The 20,399-nt window shown below is 60.4% G+C and carries 16 protein-coding genes; 4 read left to right on the top strand and 12 right to left on the bottom strand.

The window, feature by feature from the left end; genetic code table 11:
* Positions 1-69: 69 nt before the first annotated feature.
* The 7 genes from GKKCFE_RS07670 to GKKCFE_RS07640 form a co-directional block, all read right to left on the bottom strand.
* Positions 70-303: a hypothetical protein gene (locus GKKCFE_RS07670; RefSeq protein ID WP_047227208.1), complete on the bottom strand. Its 234-nt coding sequence runs from the start codon at positions 301-303 to the stop codon at positions 70-72.
* 106 nt (positions 304-409) lie between these two features.
* Positions 410-934: a DUF6586 family protein gene (locus tag GKKCFE_RS07665; RefSeq protein WP_107322906.1), complete on the bottom strand. Its 525-nt coding sequence runs from the start codon at positions 932-934 to the stop codon at positions 410-412.
* Positions 935-1,181: 247 nt separating this feature from the next.
* Positions 1,182-3,794 (bottom strand): type I DNA topoisomerase, encoded by a 2,613-nt coding sequence (gene topA, locus GKKCFE_RS07660; protein ID WP_047227206.1) that lies wholly within the window; start codon positions 3,792-3,794, stop codon positions 1,182-1,184.
* Between the two features lie 115 nt (positions 3,795-3,909).
* Positions 3,910-4,146, bottom strand: a complete 237-nt coding sequence (locus GKKCFE_RS07655; RefSeq protein ID WP_047227205.1) for a DUF1653 domain-containing protein — start codon at positions 4,144-4,146, stop codon at positions 3,910-3,912.
* 109 nt (positions 4,147-4,255) lie between these two features.
* Complete coding sequence (gene fadA / locus GKKCFE_RS07650; protein ID WP_025212747.1) at positions 4,256-5,431, bottom strand: acetyl-CoA C-acyltransferase FadA; 1,176 nt, start codon at positions 5,429-5,431, stop codon at positions 4,256-4,258.
* 30 nt (positions 5,432-5,461) lie between these two features.
* Positions 5,462-7,609, bottom strand: coding sequence for a fatty acid oxidation complex subunit alpha FadB (gene fadB / locus GKKCFE_RS07645; protein ID WP_092403111.1), 2,148 nt, complete (start codon positions 7,607-7,609; stop codon positions 5,462-5,464).
* A 490-nt stretch (positions 7,610-8,099) separates the two neighbouring features.
* Positions 8,100-8,537, bottom strand: coding sequence for a hypothetical protein (locus tag GKKCFE_RS07640; RefSeq protein WP_047227203.1), 438 nt, complete (start codon positions 8,535-8,537; stop codon positions 8,100-8,102).
* Between the two features lie 108 nt (positions 8,538-8,645).
* On the opposite strand from GKKCFE_RS07640, the gene GKKCFE_RS07635 reads away from it, so the two are divergent.
* Positions 8,646-9,086 (top strand): universal stress protein, encoded by a 441-nt coding sequence (locus GKKCFE_RS07635; protein WP_047227202.1) that lies wholly within the window; start codon positions 8,646-8,648, stop codon positions 9,084-9,086.
* Positions 9,087-9,254: 168 nt separating this feature from the next.
* Here GKKCFE_RS07635 and GKKCFE_RS07630 read toward each other — a convergent pair whose 3' ends face one another.
* The gene (locus GKKCFE_RS07630; protein ID WP_419418165.1) at positions 9,255-11,174 is read right to left on the bottom strand and encodes an ATP-binding cassette domain-containing protein; all 1,920 of its coding nucleotides are present in this window, start codon (positions 11,172-11,174) and stop codon (positions 9,255-9,257) included.
* Positions 11,175-11,388: 214 nt separating this feature from the next.
* Here GKKCFE_RS07630 and GKKCFE_RS07625 point away from each other — a divergent pair, with 214 nt between their 5' ends.
* On the top strand, positions 11,389-13,317 hold the full coding sequence (locus GKKCFE_RS07625) for a transglycosylase SLT domain-containing protein (protein WP_076385604.1): 1,929 nt from the start codon (positions 11,389-11,391) through the stop codon (positions 13,315-13,317).
* A gap of 207 nt (positions 13,318-13,524) precedes the next feature.
* Here GKKCFE_RS07625 and GKKCFE_RS07620 read toward each other — a convergent pair whose 3' ends face one another.
* Entirely contained in the window at positions 13,525-15,303 is a 1,779-nt protein-coding gene (locus tag GKKCFE_RS07620; protein WP_445577684.1) for an ABC transporter transmembrane domain-containing protein, read from the bottom strand.
* A 249-nt stretch (positions 15,304-15,552) separates the two neighbouring features.
* On the opposite strand from GKKCFE_RS07620, the gene GKKCFE_RS07615 reads away from it, so the two are divergent.
* Complete coding sequence (locus GKKCFE_RS07615) at positions 15,553-15,732, top strand: PA1571 family protein (RefSeq protein WP_003199629.1); 180 nt, start codon at positions 15,553-15,555, stop codon at positions 15,730-15,732.
* A 204-nt stretch (positions 15,733-15,936) separates the two neighbouring features.
* On the opposite strand, the gene pdxB is transcribed toward GKKCFE_RS07615, so the two are convergent.
* Positions 15,937-17,079 (bottom strand): 4-phosphoerythronate dehydrogenase PdxB, encoded by a 1,143-nt coding sequence (gene pdxB / locus GKKCFE_RS07610; RefSeq protein ID WP_076385608.1) that lies wholly within the window; start codon positions 17,077-17,079, stop codon positions 15,937-15,939.
* Positions 17,080-17,361: 282 nt separating this feature from the next.
* On the opposite strand from pdxB, the gene GKKCFE_RS07605 reads away from it, so the two are divergent.
* On the top strand, positions 17,362-18,765 hold the full coding sequence (locus GKKCFE_RS07605) for an MATE family efflux transporter (protein ID WP_160892046.1): 1,404 nt from the start codon (positions 17,362-17,364) through the stop codon (positions 18,763-18,765).
* On the opposite strand, the gene tusA is transcribed toward GKKCFE_RS07605, so the two are convergent.
* Together tusA and rlmM are read right to left on the bottom strand one after the other, a co-directional pair.
* Complete coding sequence (gene tusA, locus GKKCFE_RS07600) at positions 18,762-19,013, bottom strand: sulfurtransferase TusA (RefSeq protein ID WP_139050714.1); 252 nt, start codon at positions 19,011-19,013, stop codon at positions 18,762-18,764. The two genes, GKKCFE_RS07605 and tusA, sit on opposite strands and share 4 nt — an antisense overlap.
* Before the next feature lie 187 nt (positions 19,014-19,200).
* Positions 19,201-20,274, bottom strand: coding sequence for a 23S rRNA (cytidine(2498)-2'-O)-methyltransferase RlmM (rlmM, locus tag GKKCFE_RS07595; protein WP_047227196.1), 1,074 nt, complete (start codon positions 20,272-20,274; stop codon positions 19,201-19,203).
* Positions 20,275-20,399 lie beyond the last annotated feature (125 nt).

Here is a 20,399-nt window from a genome sequence, read left to right as displayed (position 1 = left end):
AACGCAGGGCTTCTCCAGGACAGAGAAGCCGGCCAGGAACACTATCGTCCAAAAAGCCGACAGGCGGGATCAATGAAGAACCCGCGGCCCCTCTTCCTTGTTGAATTCGCCTTCAACCAGACGACCTGCCATCTGCACGCCCACACTCAACATCGCCTTGGCGACTTCGACGTGCTGGCCTTGCAGGAAGGCTTTGGCGTCCTCAGAGAAGTTCAAGGTAACCAGAGAACCCTCGTCCTCGGCCCTGCGCAGCTCGATGCGGCCATCAGGAAGTTCGACAATTTCTAGAAAGGACGTTGGCATAAAAGTCTGTTCTCCACGAAAGGCGAGGATTATATAGTCATCGGCCAGGCTTCGCTCGGGATCTTGACCAAGCGTTATGGGCGAATATTACGGATCGGGGGAAAACTCAGCACTCGTTCAGCCCTTCGCGAAAGCGGATTGCCAAGCTCTTGAGGTTCTGACGCCAGCTTTCCAGCTCCTCCCGGCTCAACGCCTGCTCGGGCTCTTCTTCGTCCAGATTGACCGCCATGATCAAAGGCTGGGTCACGTCGCCCTTAGGCTTGCGAGGAGCGCGGGGCGGCTCAAACAGTGCCGCGTGTGCCGCCAACAGTTGCGCCAGCCAGGTTTGCGGGTTGTGCGCCAGCTCGACCATTTCGGCCAGTTCCGGAATGGCGACGGTTTCCAACACTTCTTGTGTCAACAACAGTTCGGCCCGGGGCGCATTTGCCTGCGGCAGACGGTAGAAACCGGCAATTTCGTGGCAAAGCCCCAACAACGCGCCGTACAGATGAAACAGCGCTGATTCGCGCCCAGCCTGGGTCAGCGCGGGGGAATTCATCGCACGCCCATCCTCTGCCCTGGCGAGCGCTTCAAGCGACAGGCCGGCGAAATAAATTTTCTGATTGGTGCGGGTGTAGAGTTCGTGGGCCATGGCGGCATTCTCCCCAACGAAGTAAAAGCTTCACGCAAGGGCGACAGTGTCGTGGAACAACCGAGGCCACTGCAAGGCAAAAACAAAAAGGCCGCATGAAAACCTATGGGTTGTCATGCGGCCTTTTGTTTACTTGAGGCTATTGGGACGGCTGCGCCCGAAATATCGGACTGGTCCAGCGGGAGCAAGCTCCCTCGCCACAGGGAGCCCTAAAGCAAGCCCCCCCTCTTCAGACAAGCCTTGGTGATCAGCGCTTGTCTTCAACCTTCCATTTGCCGCCGTCGTAGTACGCCTTCCAGCCGGTTGGCTTGCCGTCGACTTCGGTCTGCACGTACTGCTCCTTGGTCTTGCGGCTGTAACGAATCACCGCCGGCCGACCCTCCGGATCCTTCTGCGGAGCTTCGCAGAGGAAATGGTACTTCGGATCGATTTCGTCCTTGTGCGGCACGATCTCCAGCACCAGCGGGGCACGGGTCTCGCGGTTTTTCGGGAACTGGCTCGCCGCAAGGAACAGGCCGGACGCACCGTCGCGCAGGATGTAGGTGTCGTTGACCTTCTCGCACTTGAGTTCAGGCATCTTCACCGGGTCCATCTTCGGCGGCGCCGCATCACCGCTCTTGAGCAGTTTGCGGGTGTTCTTGCAGGTCGGATTGGTGCAACCGAAGAACTTGCCGAAGCGGCCGGTCTTGAGCTGCATCTCACTGCCACACTTGTCGCATTCAAGGCTCGGGCCTTCATAGCCCTTGATGCGATAGGTGCCCTCTTCGATCTCGTAACCGGCGCAATCGGGATTGTTACCGCAGATGTGCAGCTTGCGCTTTTCATCCAGCAGGTAGGCATCCATCGCCGTGCTGCAGATCGGGCAGCGGTGTTTGCCGCGCAGCACCAGGGATTCCGATTCACCCTCGTCGTCCGCGGCGATTTCGTCGCCCGGCACCAGGTTGACGGTCGCCTTGCAGCGCTCTTTGGGAGGCAGGCTGTAGCCCGAGCAACCCAGGAACACGCCAGTCGAGGCGGTACGGATCTGCATCGGACGACCACATGTCAGGCATGGGATGTCGGTCATGACGGGCTGGTTGGCCCGCATGCCGTTCTCGGCACTTTCGGCTACTTCGAGTTTTTTCTTGAAGTCGCCATAAAACTCGTCGAGGACGTTTTTCCAGTCCCGCTCACCCTGGGCCACATCGTCGAGGTTCTCTTCCATGCCGGCGGTGAAGCCGTAGTCCATCAGGTTGGAGAAGCTCTCGGACAAACGTTCGGTGACGATGTCGCCCATCTTTTCCGAATAGAACCGACGGTTGTGCAGCGCCACGTAGCCGCGGTCCTGGATGGTGGAAATGATCGCTGCGTAGGTCGAAGGACGACCGATGCCACGCTTTTCCATTTCCTTGACCAGGCTGGCTTCCGAATAACGGGCCGGCGGCTTAGTGAAGTGCTGGGTCGGATCAAGCTTGATCAGCTTCATCACATCGCCCTGGGCCATGTCAGGCAGGACGTCGTCGTCACCCGGCTTGGTGATTTGCGGCATGACGCGGGTGTAGCCGTCGAACTTCAGGATGCGGCCCTTGGCGCGCAGCTCGAAGTCGCCAGCACCGACGGTGACCGTGGTCGACAGGTATTGCGCCGGCAGCATCTGGCAGGCCAGGAACTGGCGCCAGATCAGCTCGTAGAGGCGCTCGGCATCGCGCTCCATGCCCGACAGCTTGCTTGGCTCGGTGTTGGCATCGGAGGGACGAATCGCTTCGTGAGCCTCTTGTGCGCCTTCCTTGCTGCTGTAGACGTTCGGCGTCTCCGGCAGGTATTTCTTGCCGAACTCGCTTTCTATATAAGTGCGCGCCATTGTCACGGCATCGGCCGAGAGGTTGGTCGAGTCGGTACGCATGTACGTGATGTAGCCCGCTTCGTACAAACGCTGGGCCATCATCATGGTTTTCTTCACACCGAAACCCAGGCGGTTGCTCGCGGCCTGTTGCAACGTGGAGGTGATGAACGGTGCCGACGGCTTGCTGCTGGTCGGCTTGTCTTCACGCTTGACGATGCTGTAGCTGGAAGCCTTGAGCTTCTCCAGCGCAGCCATGGCCTGGGCTTCGTTGAGCGGCTTGAAGGCTTCACCCTTCTCGCGGGCTACGTCGAAGCGCACGGTGGCGCCCTTGGCGGTGCCGAGGTCGGCGTGAACTTCCCAGTATTCTTCAGGGATGAACGCACGGATCTCCCGCTCGCGCTCCACCACCAGCTTCACGGCGACCGACTGCACACGCCCGGCCGACAGGCCACGGGCGATCTTGGCCCACAGCAGCGGCGAGACCATGTAGCCCACCACGCGATCAAGGAAACGCCGCGCCTGTTGGGCGTTGACCCGATCGATGTCCAGCTCGCCTGGTTGGGAGAAGGCCTCCTGGATGGCCTTCTTGGTGATTTCGTTGAACACCACGCGCTTGTAGCGGCTGTCATCCCCACCGATGGCTTCGCGCAGGTGCCAGGCAATGGCTTCCCCTTCGCGGTCCAAGTCCGTCGCCAGATAGATGGTGTCGGCATCCTTGGCAAGCCGACGCAGTTCTTCGATGACCTTTTCCTTGCCCGGGAGGATCTCGTACTTGGCTTTCCAGCCGTGTTCCGGATCAACCCCCATGCGCGAGACCAGCTGCTTGCGCGCCTTGTCCTTGGGCGACAGCGCCGGCGCTTCACCGGCAGCAGCCTTGCCGCGCTTGGCGGCTGGCTCCTTGCTGGCGCTAGCCGAACCGCTGGTGGGCAGGTCTCGGATATGGCCGATACTCGACTTCACCACGTATTGGTTGCCCAGATACTTGTTGATGGTCTTGGCCTTAGCCGGGGATTCCACAATGACCAGCGATTTGCCCATGGATCAGAAAATTCCTGAATTCTAAAAAGTGAAAGGCGGTTGGCGCCTGACGCGGCACCGCTATATATAGTGGCTGCAAGGTGAGGTCAAGCGCAGGGTTGCCCCGGTATCGGCCTCAAGGCTTGGAAAAAAGGCTCTCTTCGGCCTGCACCAAAGCAAAGCGTGGCACCTGCTCGCCGTCAACTTCGACAGACTCCTGGAACATGCTCAACGGTCGCACCCAAAAGCCGTAATCGCCATACAGGGCTTGATAGAAGACCACTTCTTCCTCGGTCTCGGAATGCCGCGCGATGCTGAATACGCGGTACTGCGGACCTTTGTAATGTTGGTAGAGCCCAGGTTGTATCGGCATGCTTCGGCCCTCGCTCAAATATTTTTTAAATAAAAACAAAATCTTTTTTTTCTAAACCCGGAAAAACAAAAACCGGGGCACTTGGCCCCGGCTTCCATCGACGTAACGCTTAGACGCGTTCGAAGACAGTGGCGATGCCCTGGCCAAGGCCAATGCACATAGTGGACACCCCAAAGGTGCCGCCGTTCTGCTTCATGACGTTGAGCAGCGTGCCGGAGATACGCGCACCGGAGCAACCGAACGGGTGACCCAGGGCGATCGCGCCGCCGTGCAGGTTAACCTTCTCGTTCATCTTGTCGAGCACTTTCAGATCTTTCAGCACTGGCAGGGCCTGTGCGGCGAAAGCTTCGTTGAGCTCGAAGAAGTCGATATCGGAAATACTCAGACCCGCACGCTTCAAGGCTTTCTGCGTCGCCGGTACTGGACCATAGCCCATGATTGCCGGATCAACACCGGCCACGGCCATCGAACGAATCACCGCCATCGGCTGGATGCCCAGGTCCTGGGCACGCTGGGCCGACATCACGATCATGCACGAAGCGCCGTCGGTGATCTGCGAAGAAGTACCGGCTGTCACGGTGCCGCCCTTTGGATTGAAGGCCGGCTTGAGGGCCGCCAGGCTTTCCAGGGTGGTTTCCGGACGAATGGTTTCGTCGTAGTCGAACAATTTCAGGAAACCGTTCTCGTCATAGCCCTGCATCGGGATGATTTCATCCTTGAACTTGCCTTCCACGGTCGCCTTGTGGGCGAGCTGGTGGGAGCGCACGCCAAAGGCGTCCTGCTGTTCGCGGGTGATGCCGTGCATTTTGCCGAGCATTTCCGCGGTCAGGCCCATCATGCCCGAGGCTTTTGCCGCGTACAGCGACATGTGCGGGTTCGGATCGACGCCGTGCATCATGCTCACGTGGCCCATGTGCTCGACACCGCCGACGACGAACACATCACCGTTGCCGGTCATGATCGCCTGAGCAGCGGTATGCAGCGCGCTCATGGATGAACCGCACAGACGGCTGACAGTCTGTCCGGCCGCGGTGTGAGGGATCTGGGTCATCAGCGAAGCCATGCGGGCGATGTTCCAGCCCTGCTCCAGGGTCTGGTTCACACAGCCCCAGATTACGTCTTCGACTTCGTTGGGGTCGACCTTGACGTTACGTTCCAGCAGCTTGCTGATCAGGTGCGCCGACATGTCTTCGGCGCGGGTGTTGCGGTGCATGCCGCCCTTGGAGCGGCCCATCGGCGTACGACCGAAGTCGACAATCACGACGTCTCTAGGATTCAAGCTCATAAATGTTCTCTCGCTCTAGTCGTTGGGCGCTTAACCGAAGAAGCTCTGGCCGTTCTTGGCCATTTCACGCAGCTTCGCGGTCGGGTGGTACAGCGCGCCCAAATCAGCGTACTGGTCTGCCAGGGCAACGAACTCGGCCACACCGATCGAATCGATGTAGCGCAGCGCACCGCCACGGAATGGAGGGAAACCGATACCGTAGACCAGACCCATGTCGGCTTCGGCGGCGGTTTCAACAATGCCGTCTTCCAGGCAACGCACGGTTTCAAGGCACAGCGGGATCATCATCCAGTTGATGATGTCCTCGTCGGTGACTTCGCGCTGCTCGTAGACGATCGGCTTGAGCACTTCCAGCACCGACGAATCGGCCACTTTCTTCTGCTTGCCGCGCTTGTCAGTCTCGTAGGCGTAGAAGCCCTTGCCGTTCTTCTGGCCCAGGCGCTTGGCTTCGTAGAGCACGTCGACGGCCGACCGGCGGTCGTCTTTCATGCGGTCCGGGAAGCCTTCAGCCATGACGTCACGACCATGGTGGCCGGTGTCGATGCCGACCACGTCCATCAGGTACGCAGGGCCCATTGGCCAGCCGAACTTTTCCATGATCTTGTCGATGCGCACAAAGTCCACACCGGCGCTGACCAGCTTGGCGAAACCGCCGAAGTATGGGAACAGTACGCGGTTGACCAAAAAGCCCGGGCAGTCGTTGACGACGATCGGGTTCTTGCCCATTTTCTTGGCGTAGGCCACGGTGGTGGCGATCGCTTGTTCGCTGGACTTCTCGCCACGGATCACTTCCACCAGCGGCATCATGTGCACCGGGTTGAAGAAGTGCATGCCGACGAAGTTTTCCGGACGCTTGAGGGCCTTGGCCAGCAGCGAGATGGAAATGGTCGAGGTGTTCGAAGCGAGGATGGTGTCCTCTTTGACCTTGTCTTCGACTTCAGCCAGTACCGCCTGCTTGACCTTCGGGTTCTCGACAACGGCTTCGACCACCAGGTCGACATGGCCGAAATCGCCGTAAGACAGGGTCGGACGAATGCCGTTGAGCACTTCGGCCATCTTCGCCGCAGTCATGCGACCTTTATCGACGCGGCCAACCAGCAGCTTGGCCGCCTCGGCCAGGCCTTGCTCGATACCGTGTTCGTTGATGTCTTTCATCAGGATCGGCGTGCCTTTGGACGCCGACTGATAGGCGATACCGCCACCCATGATACCGGCGCCGAGCACGGCGGCCTGCTTCACGTCACGGGCGATTTCGTCGTAGGCCTTGGCCTTTTTCTTCAGTTCCTGGTCATTGAGGAACAGACCGATCAGGCTTTGGGCAGCCGAGGTCTTGGCCAGTTTGACGAAGCCGGCGGCTTCGACTTCCAGGGCCTTGTCGCGACCGAAGTTCGCGGCTTTCTGGATGGTCTTGATCGCTTCGACCGGCGCCGGGTAGTTCGGGCCTGCTTGACCTGCGACGAACCCCTTGGCGGTTTCGAAAGCCATCATTTGTTCGATGGCGTTGAGCTTGAGCTTTTCCAGCTTCGGCTGGCGCTTGGCCTTGTAGTCGAACTCGCCACTGATGGCGCGCTTGATCGTTTCGAGGGCCGCTTCCTGGAGTTTGCCTGGCTCGACCACGGCATCCACGGCGCCGACTTTCAGTGCGTCTTCAGCACGGTTTTCCTTGCCGGCGGCAATCCACTCGATAGCGTTGTCGGCACCGATGAGGCGCGGCAGACGCACGGTACCGCCAAAGCCTGGGTAGATGCCCAGCTTGACTTCCGGCAGGCCGATCTTGGCCGTGCTGGACATGACGCGGTAATCCGCTGCCAGGCACATCTCAAGGCCGCCACCCAGGGCGATGCCATTGATGGCCGCGACGGTCGGTACGTTGAGGTCTTCGAAGTCGCTGAAAATACGGTTCGCTTCGAGGTTGCCAGCGATCAGTTCGGCATCGGGCAGCTTGAAGTTATCGACGAATTCGGTGATGTCGGCGCCGACGATGAAGACGTCCTTGCCGCTGCTGACGATCACACCCTTGATCGAAGCATCTGCCTTGATAGTGTCCACAGCCTGACGCAGTTCATTCAGGGTTAGACGGTTGAACTTGTTGACGGACTCACCCTTGAGATCGAACTTCAGTTCGACGATGCCACTTTCAAGAGCCTTAACCGTGATGGCTTTACCTTCGTAAATCATCAACTGATCTCCACGATATGGAAGCTGAACAGTACACGTTGAACGCTGACTGCTGGTTCGGCATTGACGTTTACCGCCGATGCTACGCCAATCCGCCAGGCACACCCGTCAACGCGATAGTCGGGGTTCTGTAGGAACGTTCGGAAAATACAAACGCTCAATTCATACGCCCGTTTGATTTGGGTACGCCACCTTCACGGAATTTCCGACAATTGTCAATCGCCCTAAACAGGGGCTTGAACGCGACTTCCCGGTCATTTACGTACCGCCCGGATCCGCAACACGGCGCTGCATGTACAGCCATTCATAGGATCAATAATTAGAAAAGTCGCCCTAATTCCAAGCGCGCTGGATTCAACCGACTACTCTGTCGGGAGCGCGATTGAAGATTTTGAGCAAAGGACGTTACGAACGAACGTCCGGATAGGCGTTTTGATTACCGGCCTGCCTGGCCAACCCGCCCGATGAGACTGTCGGGCTTTTTTATGCCTCAGGCCAGCGCCTTGAGCACCGCGCAAATATCCTGCAACACAGTGGCTTCGCCCTTCTCGCCCCAATACAAGGCGATCATTTGCCCGTCGGCCTCGATTTTGTAGACGTTGGCGGGCAATTTTTCGAAATGATTGAGCAACGACTCATCCTGGCAGACTTCGCGCCACTGATTGACCCATACGCCCGGCGCGGTTTGCCAGTAGGTCCAGATAGCCGGCTGCTTGCCCCGTCGGGGCCGATGGTACTGGGCGCAGGGGTTTGGCGCCTGCTGCCCGAGCCAGTGGGGCCACTCCTGCGGAGCCAGTTGCATGGCCAGGCCAAGGCGTCGCGCCTCCATGCGCAACGCCATGCGACCGCTCTGAACACGGGACGGGCGCAACCATGCCAGGGGGCTTAATACCACCAACAGGATTGACACCACTATCCAGACCGTCATATTCGTACTCCCCGAATTCTGATGAGCCATGACGATTGACCCACGTCGCCGTCGATGCGCTTGAAACCAGCCATACTTACCGTATCGCAATTCTCTGGAGTGCCTTCCATGTACTACGAACACGTCCTGGTCGCCGTCGACCTCACTGAAGAATGTGATCCCGTCGTCAAGCGTGCTCTGGCCCTTTGCGAAGGTCGAGACACCAAACTGTCGCTGGTTCACATCGTCGAACCCATGGCCATGGCCTTCGGTGGTGATGTGCCGATGGACCTTTCCCAGTTGCAACAACAACAATTCGATCAAGCCAAGGAACGCCTTGACCGGCTGATCGTGAAATACCCCGCCCTGAAAAAGGAATACAGCCACCTGACCTACGGCCAGCCGCGTCAGGAGATCCATCACCTGGCCAAGGAACAGGGTTGCGACCTGATCGTCGTGGGCAGCCATGGCCGTCATGGCCTGGCACTGCTGTTGGGCTCTACAGCCAACGACGTGCTGCATGGCGCGCCTTGCGATGTGCTCGCGGTGCATCTGGTCAAGCGCACATAAAACCTAAACCTGTGGGAGCGAGCCTGCTCGCGATAGCGTTGGGTCAGCCAATACCCATATTACTGACCCACCGCTATCGCGAGCAGGCTCGCTCCCACAGGGGAATAGCGTTTCAAATAGAAATCCCGGCGTTCATCTCTGAGCACCGGGATTCTTTACAACAGTGGATCAAGCGTCCAGTTCAGCCCAGCGCTCGACCAGTACATCCAGCTCGGCCTGCAACTGCTCCAGATGCGCGATCACCTTGGCGGTTTCAGCCGCAGGGCGCTGGTAGAAGCCGATGTCAGCCATTTCGGCTTGCACCGCTGCGATCTGCTGTTCCTTCGCGTCGATATCACCCGGCAATGCTTCCAGCTCACGCTGCAACTTGTAGCTGAGCTTCTTCTTTGCCGGTGCCGCCGCCGGTGCAGCAGCAACCGGAGCAGGCTCGGCCTTGACCACCGCCGAATTCAGGTCGGCCTTGCCGGACTTGCTCTCAGTCACGCCCAGCAAGCGCGGCGAGCCGCCCTGGCGCAGCCAGTCCTGATAACCACCGACGTATTCACGCACCAGGCCTTCGCCTTCGAACACCAGGGTGCTGGTCACCACGTTGTCGAGGAATGCCCGGTCGTGGCTGACCATCAGCACAGTACCGTTGAAGGTCAGCAGCACCTCTTCCAGCAACTCGAGGGTTTCCACGTCCAGGTCGTTGGTCGGTTCGTCGAGCACCAGCAGGTTCGCCGGCTTGCTGAACAGTTTGGCCAGCAGCAGACGGGCACGCTCACCGCCGGACAACGCCTTGACCGGAGTACGGGCACGTTGAGGGCTGAACAGGAAGTCGCCCAGATAGCTCAACACATGGCGGCTCTGGCCATCGATGTCGATGAAATCGCGGCCTTCGGCAACGTTGTCGATGACGGTTTTTTCAAGGTCCAACTGATGGCGCAACTGGTCGAAGTAGGCGACGTCGATCTTCGTGCCCTCCTCCACCTTGCCATTGGTCGGTACCAGACCGCCGAGCATCAGCTTGAGCAAGGTGGTCTTGCCGGTGCCGTTGGCGCCCAGCAGACCAATGCGGTCACCACGCTGCAGCACCATGGAAAAGTCCTTGATCAGGAACGGGCCGCCAGGGTGCGCAAAACTCACGTTCTCAAGAACCATCACCTGCTTGCCGGACTTGTCAGCGGTATCCAGCTGAATATTGGCCTTACCGGTGCGCTCGCGACGCTCACTGCGTTCCATGCGCAGTGCCTTGAGCGCTCGTACACGGCCTTCGTTGCGGGTGCGACGGGCCTTGATACCCTGGCGAATCCAGACCTCTTCCTGGGCCAGCTTCTTGTCGAACAGCGCGTTCGCGGTTTCTTCCGCCGCCAGCGCCGCTTCCTTGTGCACCAGGAAGCTGGCGTAGTCGCCGTTCCAGTCGATCAGGCCGCCGCGATCCAGTTCGAGGATACGGGTCGCCAGATTTTGCAGGAAAGAACGGTCGTGCGTGATGAACAGCACCGCGCCCTGGAAATCCTTCAGGGCTTCTTCAAGCCAGGCGATGGCGCCGATGTCCAGGTGGTTGGTGGGCTCGTCGAGCAGCAGCAGGTCCGGCTCGGACACCAGGGCCTGGGCCAACAACACCCGGCGACGCCAGCCACCGGACAGCTCGGCCAGGGTCTTGTCGGCCGGCAGTTGCAGACGGCTCAGGGTGCTGTCCACCAACTGCTGCAGGCGCCAGCCATCGCGGGCTTCGAGGTCGTGCTGCACGTGCATCAACTTGTCCAGGTCGGCATCGGTGACGATGTTCTGGCTCAGGTGGTGATACTCGGCCAGCAGCGCGCCGACACCGTCCAGGCCTTCGGCGACCACGTCGAACACCGTCCGCTCGTCGGCCACCGGCAGTTCCTGGGGCAATTCGCCGATTTTCAGGCCTGGCGCGCGCCAGACCGAGCCGTCATCGGGCTTCTGATCGCCCTTGACCAGCTTCATCATGCTGGACTTGCCAGTGCCGTTGCGGCCGATGATGCACACCCGCTCACCACGGGCGATCTGCCAGGACACCTTGTCCAACAACGGCATAGCGCCGAAAGCAAGGGACACATCGCTGAATTTGAGCAGGGTCATGAGCTTCTCCAAAAACCGGGCGCGCATTCTACCTGAGATGAGGCCTCAGAAGTCCGCCAATTTCGCCCTCGAAGCACTCTGCATAACAAATGTTGCGAACTTGCGCGGATGACCCCGCAAAGCTTTCGCCCATTGCTGGCAAAAGGCTAAGCTACATACAGTTACCCTGGGTCAAACCTTGGGCTTGTCATGTTTTTTTCTGCCCGGACGTATCATGCGCAGTCGCCTTTTCAGTGTTTTATCTTGCTTGTTTGTATGTGCCACTGCCGTTCAAACCGCCCAGGCGGTGGATATCTCCACCCAGCGTCAGTATTACGATGAAGCCAAGCGTGCCTTGGCCAAAGGTGATTCCGGCCCCTATTTTCGCTACAGCCAGGCCCTGCGTGACTATCCGCTGGAACCCTACCTGGCCTACGACGAACTGACCGCTCGCCTCAAGAGCGCCAGTAATGCCGAAATCGAGAAATTTCTCGCCGAACATGGCGACCTGCCCCAGGCCAACTGGATGAAGCTGCGCTGGTTGCGCTGGCTGGCCGACCGTGGCGATTGGGCGACCTTCGTCAAGTACTACGACCCCAAGCTCAACTTCACCGAACTGGACTGCCTCAACGCCCAGTATCAGCTCAGTCATGGCCTCAAGGCCGAAGGCTACGCCAACACCGAAAAGCTTTGGCTCACCGGCAAATCCCAACCGGCCGCGTGTGATGCGCTGTTCGGCCTGTGGGCGACCCAGGGTCAACTGACTGAACAGAAGCGCTGGGAGCGCGCCAAACTGGCCGCCCAGGCCCGCAATTATCCACTGGCTAAAAGCCTGATCAGCGGCCTGAGCACCCTCGCCCCTCGCGGCCAACTGCTGATAGACGTGGCGCAAAAACCGGAACTGCTCAATCAGCCATCGCGTTTCCGTCCGGCCGATGAGCCGATGGCCGATATCGTCAGCCTCGGCTTGCGGCGCCTGGCCCGTCAGGATCCAGAGAAAGCCATGGCGCTGTTGGACGGCTACGCCAGCACCATGCATTTTTCCAAGCCTGAGAAAGTCGCCATCGCCCGGGAAATTGGCCTGACCCTGGCCAAGCGTTTCGACAGTCGCGCCTTGGGCGTGATGACTAAATATGACCCGGAACTGCGCGACGATACCGTCTCGGAATGGCGCTTGCGCCTGCTGTTGCGCCTGGCCCGCTGGGACGACGCCTATGAGTTGACCCGCCGCCTGCCCGAGACGCTGGCCAGCACCAGTCGCTGGCGTTACTGGCAGGCCCGCAGCCTGGAGCTGGCGCAGCCTCAGAATCCCGAGGCGCTGACGCTTTACAAGCATCTGGCCCGTGAGCGGGACTTCTACGGTTTCCTGGCCGCCGATCGTTCTCAATCGCCCTATTCGCTCAACAACAAGCCGCTGGTGATGAGCCAGGCGCTGATCAATAAAGTGCGCAACACACCGGGTATTCGTCGGGCCCTGGAGTTTCATGCCCGGGGTCAGATCGTCGACGGTCGCCGCGAGTGGTATCACGTCACTCGCCACTTCAACCGGGACGAGATGGTCGCCCAGGCGAAACTGGCCTACGACCTGAAATGGTACTTCCCGGCGATCCGCACCATCAGCCAGGCTAAGTATTGGGACGACCTGGATATTCGCTTCCCAATGGCCTACCGCGACACCCTGGTGCGTGAAGCCAAGGTTCGCGGCCTGCACTCAAGCTGGGTGTTCGCCATCACTCGACAGGAAAGTGCCTTCATGGAAGATGCGCGCTCCGGTGTTGGCGCCAGCGGCCTGATGCAGTTGATGCCGGCCACCGCCAAGGAAACCGCACGCAAGTTCAACATCCCGCTGGCCTCGCCCAAGCAAGTGCTGAACCCGGACAAGAACATCCAGCTGGGCGCGGCGTACCTGAGCCAGGTTCACAGCCAGTTCAACGGCAACCGCGTCCTGGCCTCCGCCGCCTACAACGCCGGGCCTGGTCGGGTGCGCCAGTGGCTGCGCGGTGCCGACCACCTGAGCTTCGATGTCTGGGTCGAAAGCATCCCCTTCGACGAAACCCGACAATACGTACAGAACGTTTTGTCGTACTCGGTGATCTACGGCCAGAAACTCAACTCGCCGCAACCGCTGGTGGACTGGCATGAGCGCTATTTTGATGATCAGTGAGTGGGCAGCAGCAAGCCATAGGCTTCAAGCGGCAAGTTGTTGCTGAAAAAATGCCCGCATCTTTCGATGCGGGCATTTTTTTGCTCGGTTGCAGACCCTGTGGGAGCGAGCCTGCTCGCGATAGCGGTGTGACAGTCGACCTCATGGTTGCCTATCTGCCCCTATCGCGAGCAGGCTCGCCCCCACATTGGTTTCGGCTCGGCAGGCTCACGGAACAGAATCACCCTGCTGATTGAACTGCAACGCTGCCAATCGCGCATACAACGCGTTACTGGCCACCAGTTCCTGATGGGTGCCCACGGCGACTACTTTGCCCTGGTCCATCACCGCGATCCGGTCGGCATTTTTCACCGTGGCCAGGCGGTGGGCGATGACCAGGGTGGTGCGATTTTTCATCAGGCTGGGCAGCGCTTGCTGGATCAAGTGTTCGCTTTGCGCGTCGAGGGCGCTGGTGGCTTCGTCCAATAGCAGGATCGGTGCATCCACCAACAGCGCTCGGGCGATGGCCAGACGCTGGCGTTGACCGCCGGATAACCCCAGACCGCCGTCACCTAGGTGGGTCTGGTAACCCTCCGGCATTTTTTCGATGAAATCGTGGGCATGGGCGATCTGCGCGGCTTCGCGCACCTGCTCGGACGTCGCCTCGGGGTTGCCGTAGCGGATGTTCTCTTCAACCGTGCCGAAAAACAGCGCCGGGTTCTGCGAAACCAGGGCGAAATGGCGACGCAGGTCCAGTGGATCGAGCTGGGTCAGCGGCACATCATCGATGAGAATCCGCCCTTGCGCCGGGTCGTAGAAGCGCAGGAGCAAGTCATACACCGTGGATTTCCCGGCACCGGACGGCCCGACCAGGGCCAGGGTCTCGCCAGCCTGGACGCTCAGGTCCAGGCCGTCGACCGCATAGCTGTCCGGCCGGGACGGATAAGAGAAGCGCACGCCTTCGAGACGCAAATCACCCCGTACCCGCTCAGGCAGAGTCACCAGGCCAGAAACCGGCGGCTGGATGATGTTTTCCGAGCGCAGCAATTCGGCAATGCGCTCAGCCGCACCAGCCGCCCGCTGCAACTCGCCGATGACTTCGCTCAGGGTGCCGAAAGCGCTGCCGACGATCAGGCTGTAGAACACAAACGCCGCCAGCTCACCCCCGGAAATCCGTCCGGCGATCACATCCATGCCCCCGACCCAGAGCATCACCCCCACCGCCCCCAGCACCAGCACGATCACCAGTGTGATCAGCCAGGCCCGCTGGGCGATGCGCTTGCGGGCGGTGTCGAAGGCCTGCTCCACGGTCACGGCAAAGCGCCGCTCATCCTGGACCTGATGGTTGTAGGCCTGCACGGTTTTGATCTGGCCGAGGGTCTCGGAGACGTAGCTGCCGACATCGGCAATGCGGTCCTGGCTCTGGCGCGACAGGCTGCGCACCCGCCGCCCGAATATCAGGATCGGCGCCAAGACCAACGGCAGCGCGATCACCACGATACTGGTGAGTTTGGGGTTGGTGATGAACAACAACACAATGCCGCCGACCACCATCAAGGCGTTACGCAAGAATAGCGACAACGACGAGCCGATCACTGACTGCAACAAGGTCGTATCGGCGGTCAGGCGCGACTGGATTTCCGAGCTGCGGTTGTTTTCGTAAAAGCCCGGGTGCAGGTACACCAGATGGTTGAAGACCTGCCGGCGGATATCGGCCACCACTCGTTCGCCAATCCAGGACACCAGGTAGAAACGGGAAAAAGTGCCGATCGCCAATCCCACCACGAGCACCATGAACAGGCCAATGGACTGGTTGAGCAGGTGCGGGGAGCGCGTCATGAAGCCCTGGTCCACCAGCAACCGGATGCCTTGCCCCATGGACAAAGTGATTGCGGCGGTGACGATAAGGGCCAATAAGGCGCCAGCAACCTGCTTGCGATAAGGAGCAATGAAGCCCCTGGCCAGACGTATGGCACGGCGTTGTTGGGAAGAGAGCATCAGAAGCATCCGATAATGCAGCAGGAAATGGACCGCCCGGCGACACCGAAGCGCAGCGGAACTTGGTTGAATCAGAATGAGTCAGGTTAAATATGACCGTAGCGACTAGAGGCTAGATGTTATCGGTCTAAAGTCTGGCTGGAAACGCGACCGTGTTTCTGATTGAGTGGAGCTGTCGCCATGAACCTACAAGGAGTGTCATGGCTCGGTCACCTGGCGACACTAAAATAGGCACACAACCTGATGAGGAGACAGGCCATGTCCTTGCAACACAGCAGCGACGACAAGATTCAAGTGATCCGCACGCAACCGGACCAGTCTCTGGGCTGCTCGTTCATCGACGCCCAAGGGCGCGAAGTACCGATCACCGAAGACATGATCCAGAAAGCCTGCAGCGAGCTGGAAAAACGACTGGTCAAGCCTGCCGAACAAAAGTGATACAGCCCGTCTTCATTGAACCCGACCATGATGTCGGGTTTTTTATGCCCGCAGCCTTTGCGGGCTCCTGTGACCTGGCGCTTGTGGGTTGGCTCTTGTGGCGAGGGAGCTTGCTCCCGCTCGGCTGCGCAGCAGACGCCAGGTTTTGGGCCTGCTTCGCAGTCCAGCGGGAGCAAGCTCCCTCGCCACAAAAGCGATCCACGATTAAAGGCTGGTGGCGCCCAGAGCGCTCACGATCTGTTGCAACGCCGGCGACTGCCCCTCGATGCGAACCTTCAGGCTATCGATCTCCCGACGCGGCGGATAATGCTTGCGCAGGGCATCGAAAGCGCTGCGTTGGTCGCTGACCGTTCCCACCAGGCTGCGACGAAAATCCGCGTCGTCACGACGTGGGTCATACACGCCACGGCACAACATCGCCAGCGCCCAGGCCGGATCAGTGTCAGCGTCCAGCGTGATGCCGCCCAGCCATGGCCGGGGCAGCAGATCGCTCAACCGGACCGCAACCGGTTGCTCGAGGAATGCGCACAAGGATTCGTAGATCTGCGCCGTACCACGCTGGCGACCATCGAGGCTGTAGCCGGCAATGTGCGGGGTGGCGATCACGCACAGGTCGGCCAGATCCGCATCCACGCTCGGCTCATGCTCCCAGACATCCAGCACCGCTTGCAGGTCTTCGCGCTCCAGCAGCACCTCGCGCAGCGCTGTGTTGTCGATCACCGGTCCACGGGCTGCGTTGATCAGCCAGGTACCGGGCTGGAGCCGGCGCAGGCGCTGCTCATCGAACAGGTGCCAGGTCGGTTGCGCGCCGTCGCGAGTCAACGGTGTGTGCAGGCTGATCACATCGCACTGCTCGATGATCTGTTCCAGACTCACGTAGTCGCCGCCTTCGGCAGCCTGACGGGGTGGATCGCAGACTTTCACCGTCCAACCCAGGCCCTTGAGCACCTCAACCAACCGCCCGCCCACCTGCCCGGCACCGACCACGCCAAAGGTGCGTTGCTTGAGGTCCGCGCCTTCGATTTCAGCCAGGGTCATCAGGCTGCCCAGCACGTAGTCCACCACGCCACGGGCGTTGCAACCCGGTGCGCTGGCCCAACGAATACCGGCCTCGGCGAAATAATCCAGATCCAGGTGATCGGTGCCGATGGTGCAGGTGCCGACGAACTTCACCTTGCTGCCTTCCAGCAGCGTGCGGTTGACCTGGGTGACGGAGCGCACCAGCAACACATCGGCCTGCTCGACCATTGTCCGGTCAATCCCCCGGCCCGGGACCCGGCGGATCTCGCCAAACCCTTGGAAAAACGCATCGAGCAGGGGAATATTTTCGTCGGCGACGATCAGCATGGCAGAGCTCCTTTGGCGGGATGGGCAGTGTAGGCGTTCCGTTAGGCCTGTGCATTACCCGAAGCAAATGATGTTGTGGCGAGGGGATTTATCCCCGCTGGGTGCGCAGCCCCCCAACGACTTTGCGACTGCTGCGCAGTCGAGCGGGGATAAATCCCCTCGCCACAAGGTATTCGCAAGCCAGCTAAACGATTACAAATCCACAACACAGGTTTTTTCCTGACCACTGTGTCAAGGCGTAGAATGCGCCGCCTCGCGCTTATTTTTTCGGACGTTTCGCCTGTGAATCCTGTGATCGACCACGCCACCACCCTCTCCCGCCCGGCCCGGGTTCGCCTGGAGCTCAAGACGCTGCTGGCCCTGGCATTGCCGATCATGGTGGCGCAGCTGGCGACCACTGCCATGGGCTTTGTCGACGCGGTGATGGCCGGCCGGGTCGGACCACGGGACCTGGCGGCGGTGGCACTGGGCAATTCGATCTGGGTGCCGGTGTTCCTGTTGATGACCGGCACACTGTTGGCCACCACGCCGAAAGTCGCCCAGCGCTTCGGCGCCGGCACGTTCGACGAGATTGGTCCGCTGGTGCGCCAGGCGTTGTGGCTGGCGCTGGTGGTGGGGTTGATTGCCACGCTGGCGCTGCTCGGCGCCGAACCGATCCTGCACATCATGAACGTGGACCCCGAACTGATCGGTCCTTGCATGGAGTACCTGCAAGGCATCGCCACCGGCCTGCCGGCGGTGGCGCTGTATCACGTGCTTCGCTGCTTCAGCGACGGCCTGGGCCGAACGCGACCGGCGATGGTCCTGGGTTTGTGCGGGCTGGCGCTGAACATCCCGCTCAATTACATCTTCATTTACGGGCATCTGGGCCTGCCCGCCATGGGCGGCGTCGGTTGCGGCTGGGCCACGGCCCTGGTGATGTGGTTCATGGCCCTGGGCATGGCCGGTTGGGCGCGCTGGGCACCGGCCTACCAGTCGAGCCGGTTATTCAACCGCTTCGACTGGCCACAATGGACCGTCATCAAGCGCCTGCTGGGTATCGGCCTGCCGATTGGCATCGCGGTATTTGCCGAATCGAGCATTTTTGCGGTGATTGCCCTGCTGATCGGCAGCCTCGGCGCCACCGTGGTGGCCGGACACCAGATCGCCCTGAACTTCAGCTCTCTGGTGTTCATGATTCCCTATTCGTTGGGCATGGCTGTGACGGTGCGGGTCGGCCAGGCCCTGGGCCGGCGCCAACCTCGCGAAGCGCGCTTCGCCGCCGGAGTCGGCATGGGTACGGCGCTGGCGTATGCCTGCCTGTCGGCGAGCCTGATGTTCTGGCTGCGCGGGCCCATCGCGGCGATCTATACCGGCGATCCGGTGGTGATCGAAGTGGCGTCGATGTTGATCGTCTATGCGGCGTTGTTTCAGTTTTCCGACGCGATCCAGGTCACGGCGGCGGGCGCGTTGCGCGGCTACCAGGACACCCGGGTGACGATGATCCTGACGCTGTTCGCCTACTGGGGCATTGGCCTGCCTGTGGGTTACATCCTGGGCCTGACCGACTGGCTCGGCACCGCCAGCGGTCCGAGCGGGTTGTGGCAGGGCCTGATCGTGGGCTTGAGCTGCGCAGCGCTGATGCTGTCGATCCGCCTGACACGCAGCGCACGCAAGCAGATCCGCATCAGTCGTTCGGCGGACTAAGCGAGCTTCTTGCGGATCCAGTAGCGGTAGGTGCCATCGACCTCGTCCTGGGCCACCAGTTCGTGGTCGAGGAACACACAGAACTTGGGAATATCGCGACGGGTCGAGGGGTCGGTGGCAATCACCTTCAACAGCCCGCCGGGCATCAGATCGCGGATGTGCTGGTGCAGCATCATCACCGGCTCCGGGCAATTGAGGCCGGAGGCATCCAGCGTACCGTCGACCGGTGTATCGTTCATTTCACTCATGTTCTACTCCTGAAACTGGCGGGCATTGTCGCGCAATGTCGGTGCAAGGTCACCTCTGGCTTAACACCGCCCCCTGTGGGAGCGAGCCTGCTCGCGATAGCGTCGGGCCACCCAACATCGATGTCCACTGATGCACCGATATCGCGAGCAGGCTCGCTCCCACAGGGATTTCATTGCCTTTCAAGCGCTAGCGGGACTTGGGCTTTTTGGTGTCCAGCCGCCGCAGATGGCACGTCACTTCCTCACGGTCGTGGTACAGCTGTTTGCAGCCGATCTCGACCTTGATGCCCCGGGCCTTGAAGCCGTCGGCGATACGTTCGAGCAGGCGTTTCACTTCGGCGTAACGCTGCTTCATCGGCAGTTTGAGGTTGACCACCGCCTCGCGGCAGTGCCCTTCGCCGATCCACTCTTCCAGCATCGCCGCATTACGCGCCGGCTTCTCGACGATGTCGCAGACCATCCAGTCCACCGGCTGCTTGGGCTTGAACGTAAAGCCGTCCGCCATCAGATGCTGCACCAGGCCAGTGTCCATCAGGCTTTCGGCCATCGGCCCGTTGTCGATGGCCGTCACCAGCATGCCGCGGTTGACCAGTTGCCAGGTCCAGCCGCCCGGCGCGGCGCCTAGGTCCACACCGGTCATGTCGCTGTGCAGGCGCTCGTCCCACTGATCCCGAGGAATAAAGTGGTGCCAGGCCTCTTCAAGCTTGAGGGTGGACCGGCTCGGCGCCTCCCGAGGAAACTTCAGGCGTGGAATGCCCATCGGCCACATGGCCGAATTATCGGCCTGCGCCAGGCCCAGGAATACTTCGCGACCGCTCTTGAAGGTCAACAGCAGGCGTGGCTTGTACGGGTCATCCACTAGTTTGCCGGCGCCGGTCAGCGCCTTGCGCAGCGGCCCTTCGAATTTCTTGCAGAAGTTCGACAGCTCTTTACCGTCATTGGTGTCCACCACCTCCAGCCACAAGCTACCGCAGGTCGGGAAGGCGCTCATGTGGGCCAGGATGACACTGATGCGGTCTGTTTCCGGCAGATCGATGAAGCTGCCACGCGCCCACTGGCGCGGAAAAATCAGCTCGGCGAAACGCTGGCCGCGCATCAGTCGCTCGGCGCCGTCGTCTTCGGTACAGACAAATTCGGCGCAGGCGCTGGCCGGCTTGGCCTTGGCGTAGCCGGCCACGTTCAGCCGTGCGGCGTGTTCGGCGATCTCGGAACAGACCTCGCCTTCGAAGCCTGGTCGGCAGTGCATGAAAAGCGTGTTCATTGAAACTCCGTAGCAAAGCCTGTCACGAAAACCGGCGCATGATAGCGGAGTTCGGAACCCCAAACCCGCTCGTAGAGTCCAGTGATTAGTCATACGCTCAAAACAGGGCTAGGTTAAAGGCTCTG

Source organism: Pseudomonas sp. E141 (assembly GCF_052659885.1).
Note: the sequence above shows the minus strand (reverse complement) of the source record. Positions and strands in the feature narration are given on the sequence as shown.

Excerpts from the sequence above, each read along its gene's own strand:
- GKKCFE_RS07635 (WP_047227202.1), top strand. The coding sequence starts at position 8,646 with ATGTACTACGAACACGTCCTGGTCGCCGTCGACCTCACTGAAGAATGT.
- fadA (WP_025212747.1), bottom strand. The coding sequence starts at position 5,431 with ATGAGCTTGAATCCTAGAGACGTCGTGATTGTCGACTTCGGTCGTACG.
- GKKCFE_RS07640 (WP_047227203.1), bottom strand. The coding sequence starts at position 8,537 with ATGACGGTCTGGATAGTGGTGTCAATCCTGTTGGTGGTATTAAGCCCC.
- rlmM (WP_047227196.1), bottom strand. The coding sequence starts at position 20,274 with ATGAACACGCTTTTCATGCACTGCCGACCAGGCTTCGAAGGCGAGGTC.
- GKKCFE_RS07630 (WP_419418165.1), bottom strand. The coding sequence starts at position 11,174 with ATGACCCTGCTCAAATTCAGCGATGTGTCCCTTGCTTTCGGCGCTATG.
- GKKCFE_RS07670 (WP_047227208.1), bottom strand. The coding sequence starts at position 303 with ATGCCAACGTCCTTTCTAGAAATTGTCGAACTTCCTGATGGCCGCATC.
- topA (WP_047227206.1), bottom strand. The coding sequence starts at position 3,794 with ATGGGCAAATCGCTGGTCATTGTGGAATCCCCGGCTAAGGCCAAGACC.
- GKKCFE_RS07615 (WP_003199629.1), top strand. The coding sequence starts at position 15,553 with ATGTCCTTGCAACACAGCAGCGACGACAAGATTCAAGTGATCCGCACG.
- GKKCFE_RS07620 (WP_445577684.1), bottom strand. The coding sequence starts at position 15,303 with ATGCTTCTGATGCTCTCTTCCCAACAACGCCGTGCCATACGTCTGGCC.
- pdxB (WP_076385608.1), bottom strand. The coding sequence starts at position 17,079 with ATGCTGATCGTCGCCGACGAAAATATTCCCCTGCTCGATGCGTTTTTC.
- tusA (WP_139050714.1), bottom strand. The coding sequence starts at position 19,013 with ATGAGTGAAATGAACGATACACCGGTCGACGGTACGCTGGATGCCTCC.
- GKKCFE_RS07655 (WP_047227205.1), bottom strand. The coding sequence starts at position 4,146 with ATGCCGATACAACCTGGGCTCTACCAACATTACAAAGGTCCGCAGTAC.
- fadB (WP_092403111.1), bottom strand. The coding sequence starts at position 7,609 with ATGATTTACGAAGGTAAAGCCATCACGGTTAAGGCTCTTGAAAGTGGC.
- GKKCFE_RS07625 (WP_076385604.1), top strand. The coding sequence starts at position 11,389 with ATGCGCAGTCGCCTTTTCAGTGTTTTATCTTGCTTGTTTGTATGTGCC.
- GKKCFE_RS07665 (WP_107322906.1), bottom strand. The coding sequence starts at position 934 with ATGGCCCACGAACTCTACACCCGCACCAATCAGAAAATTTATTTCGCC.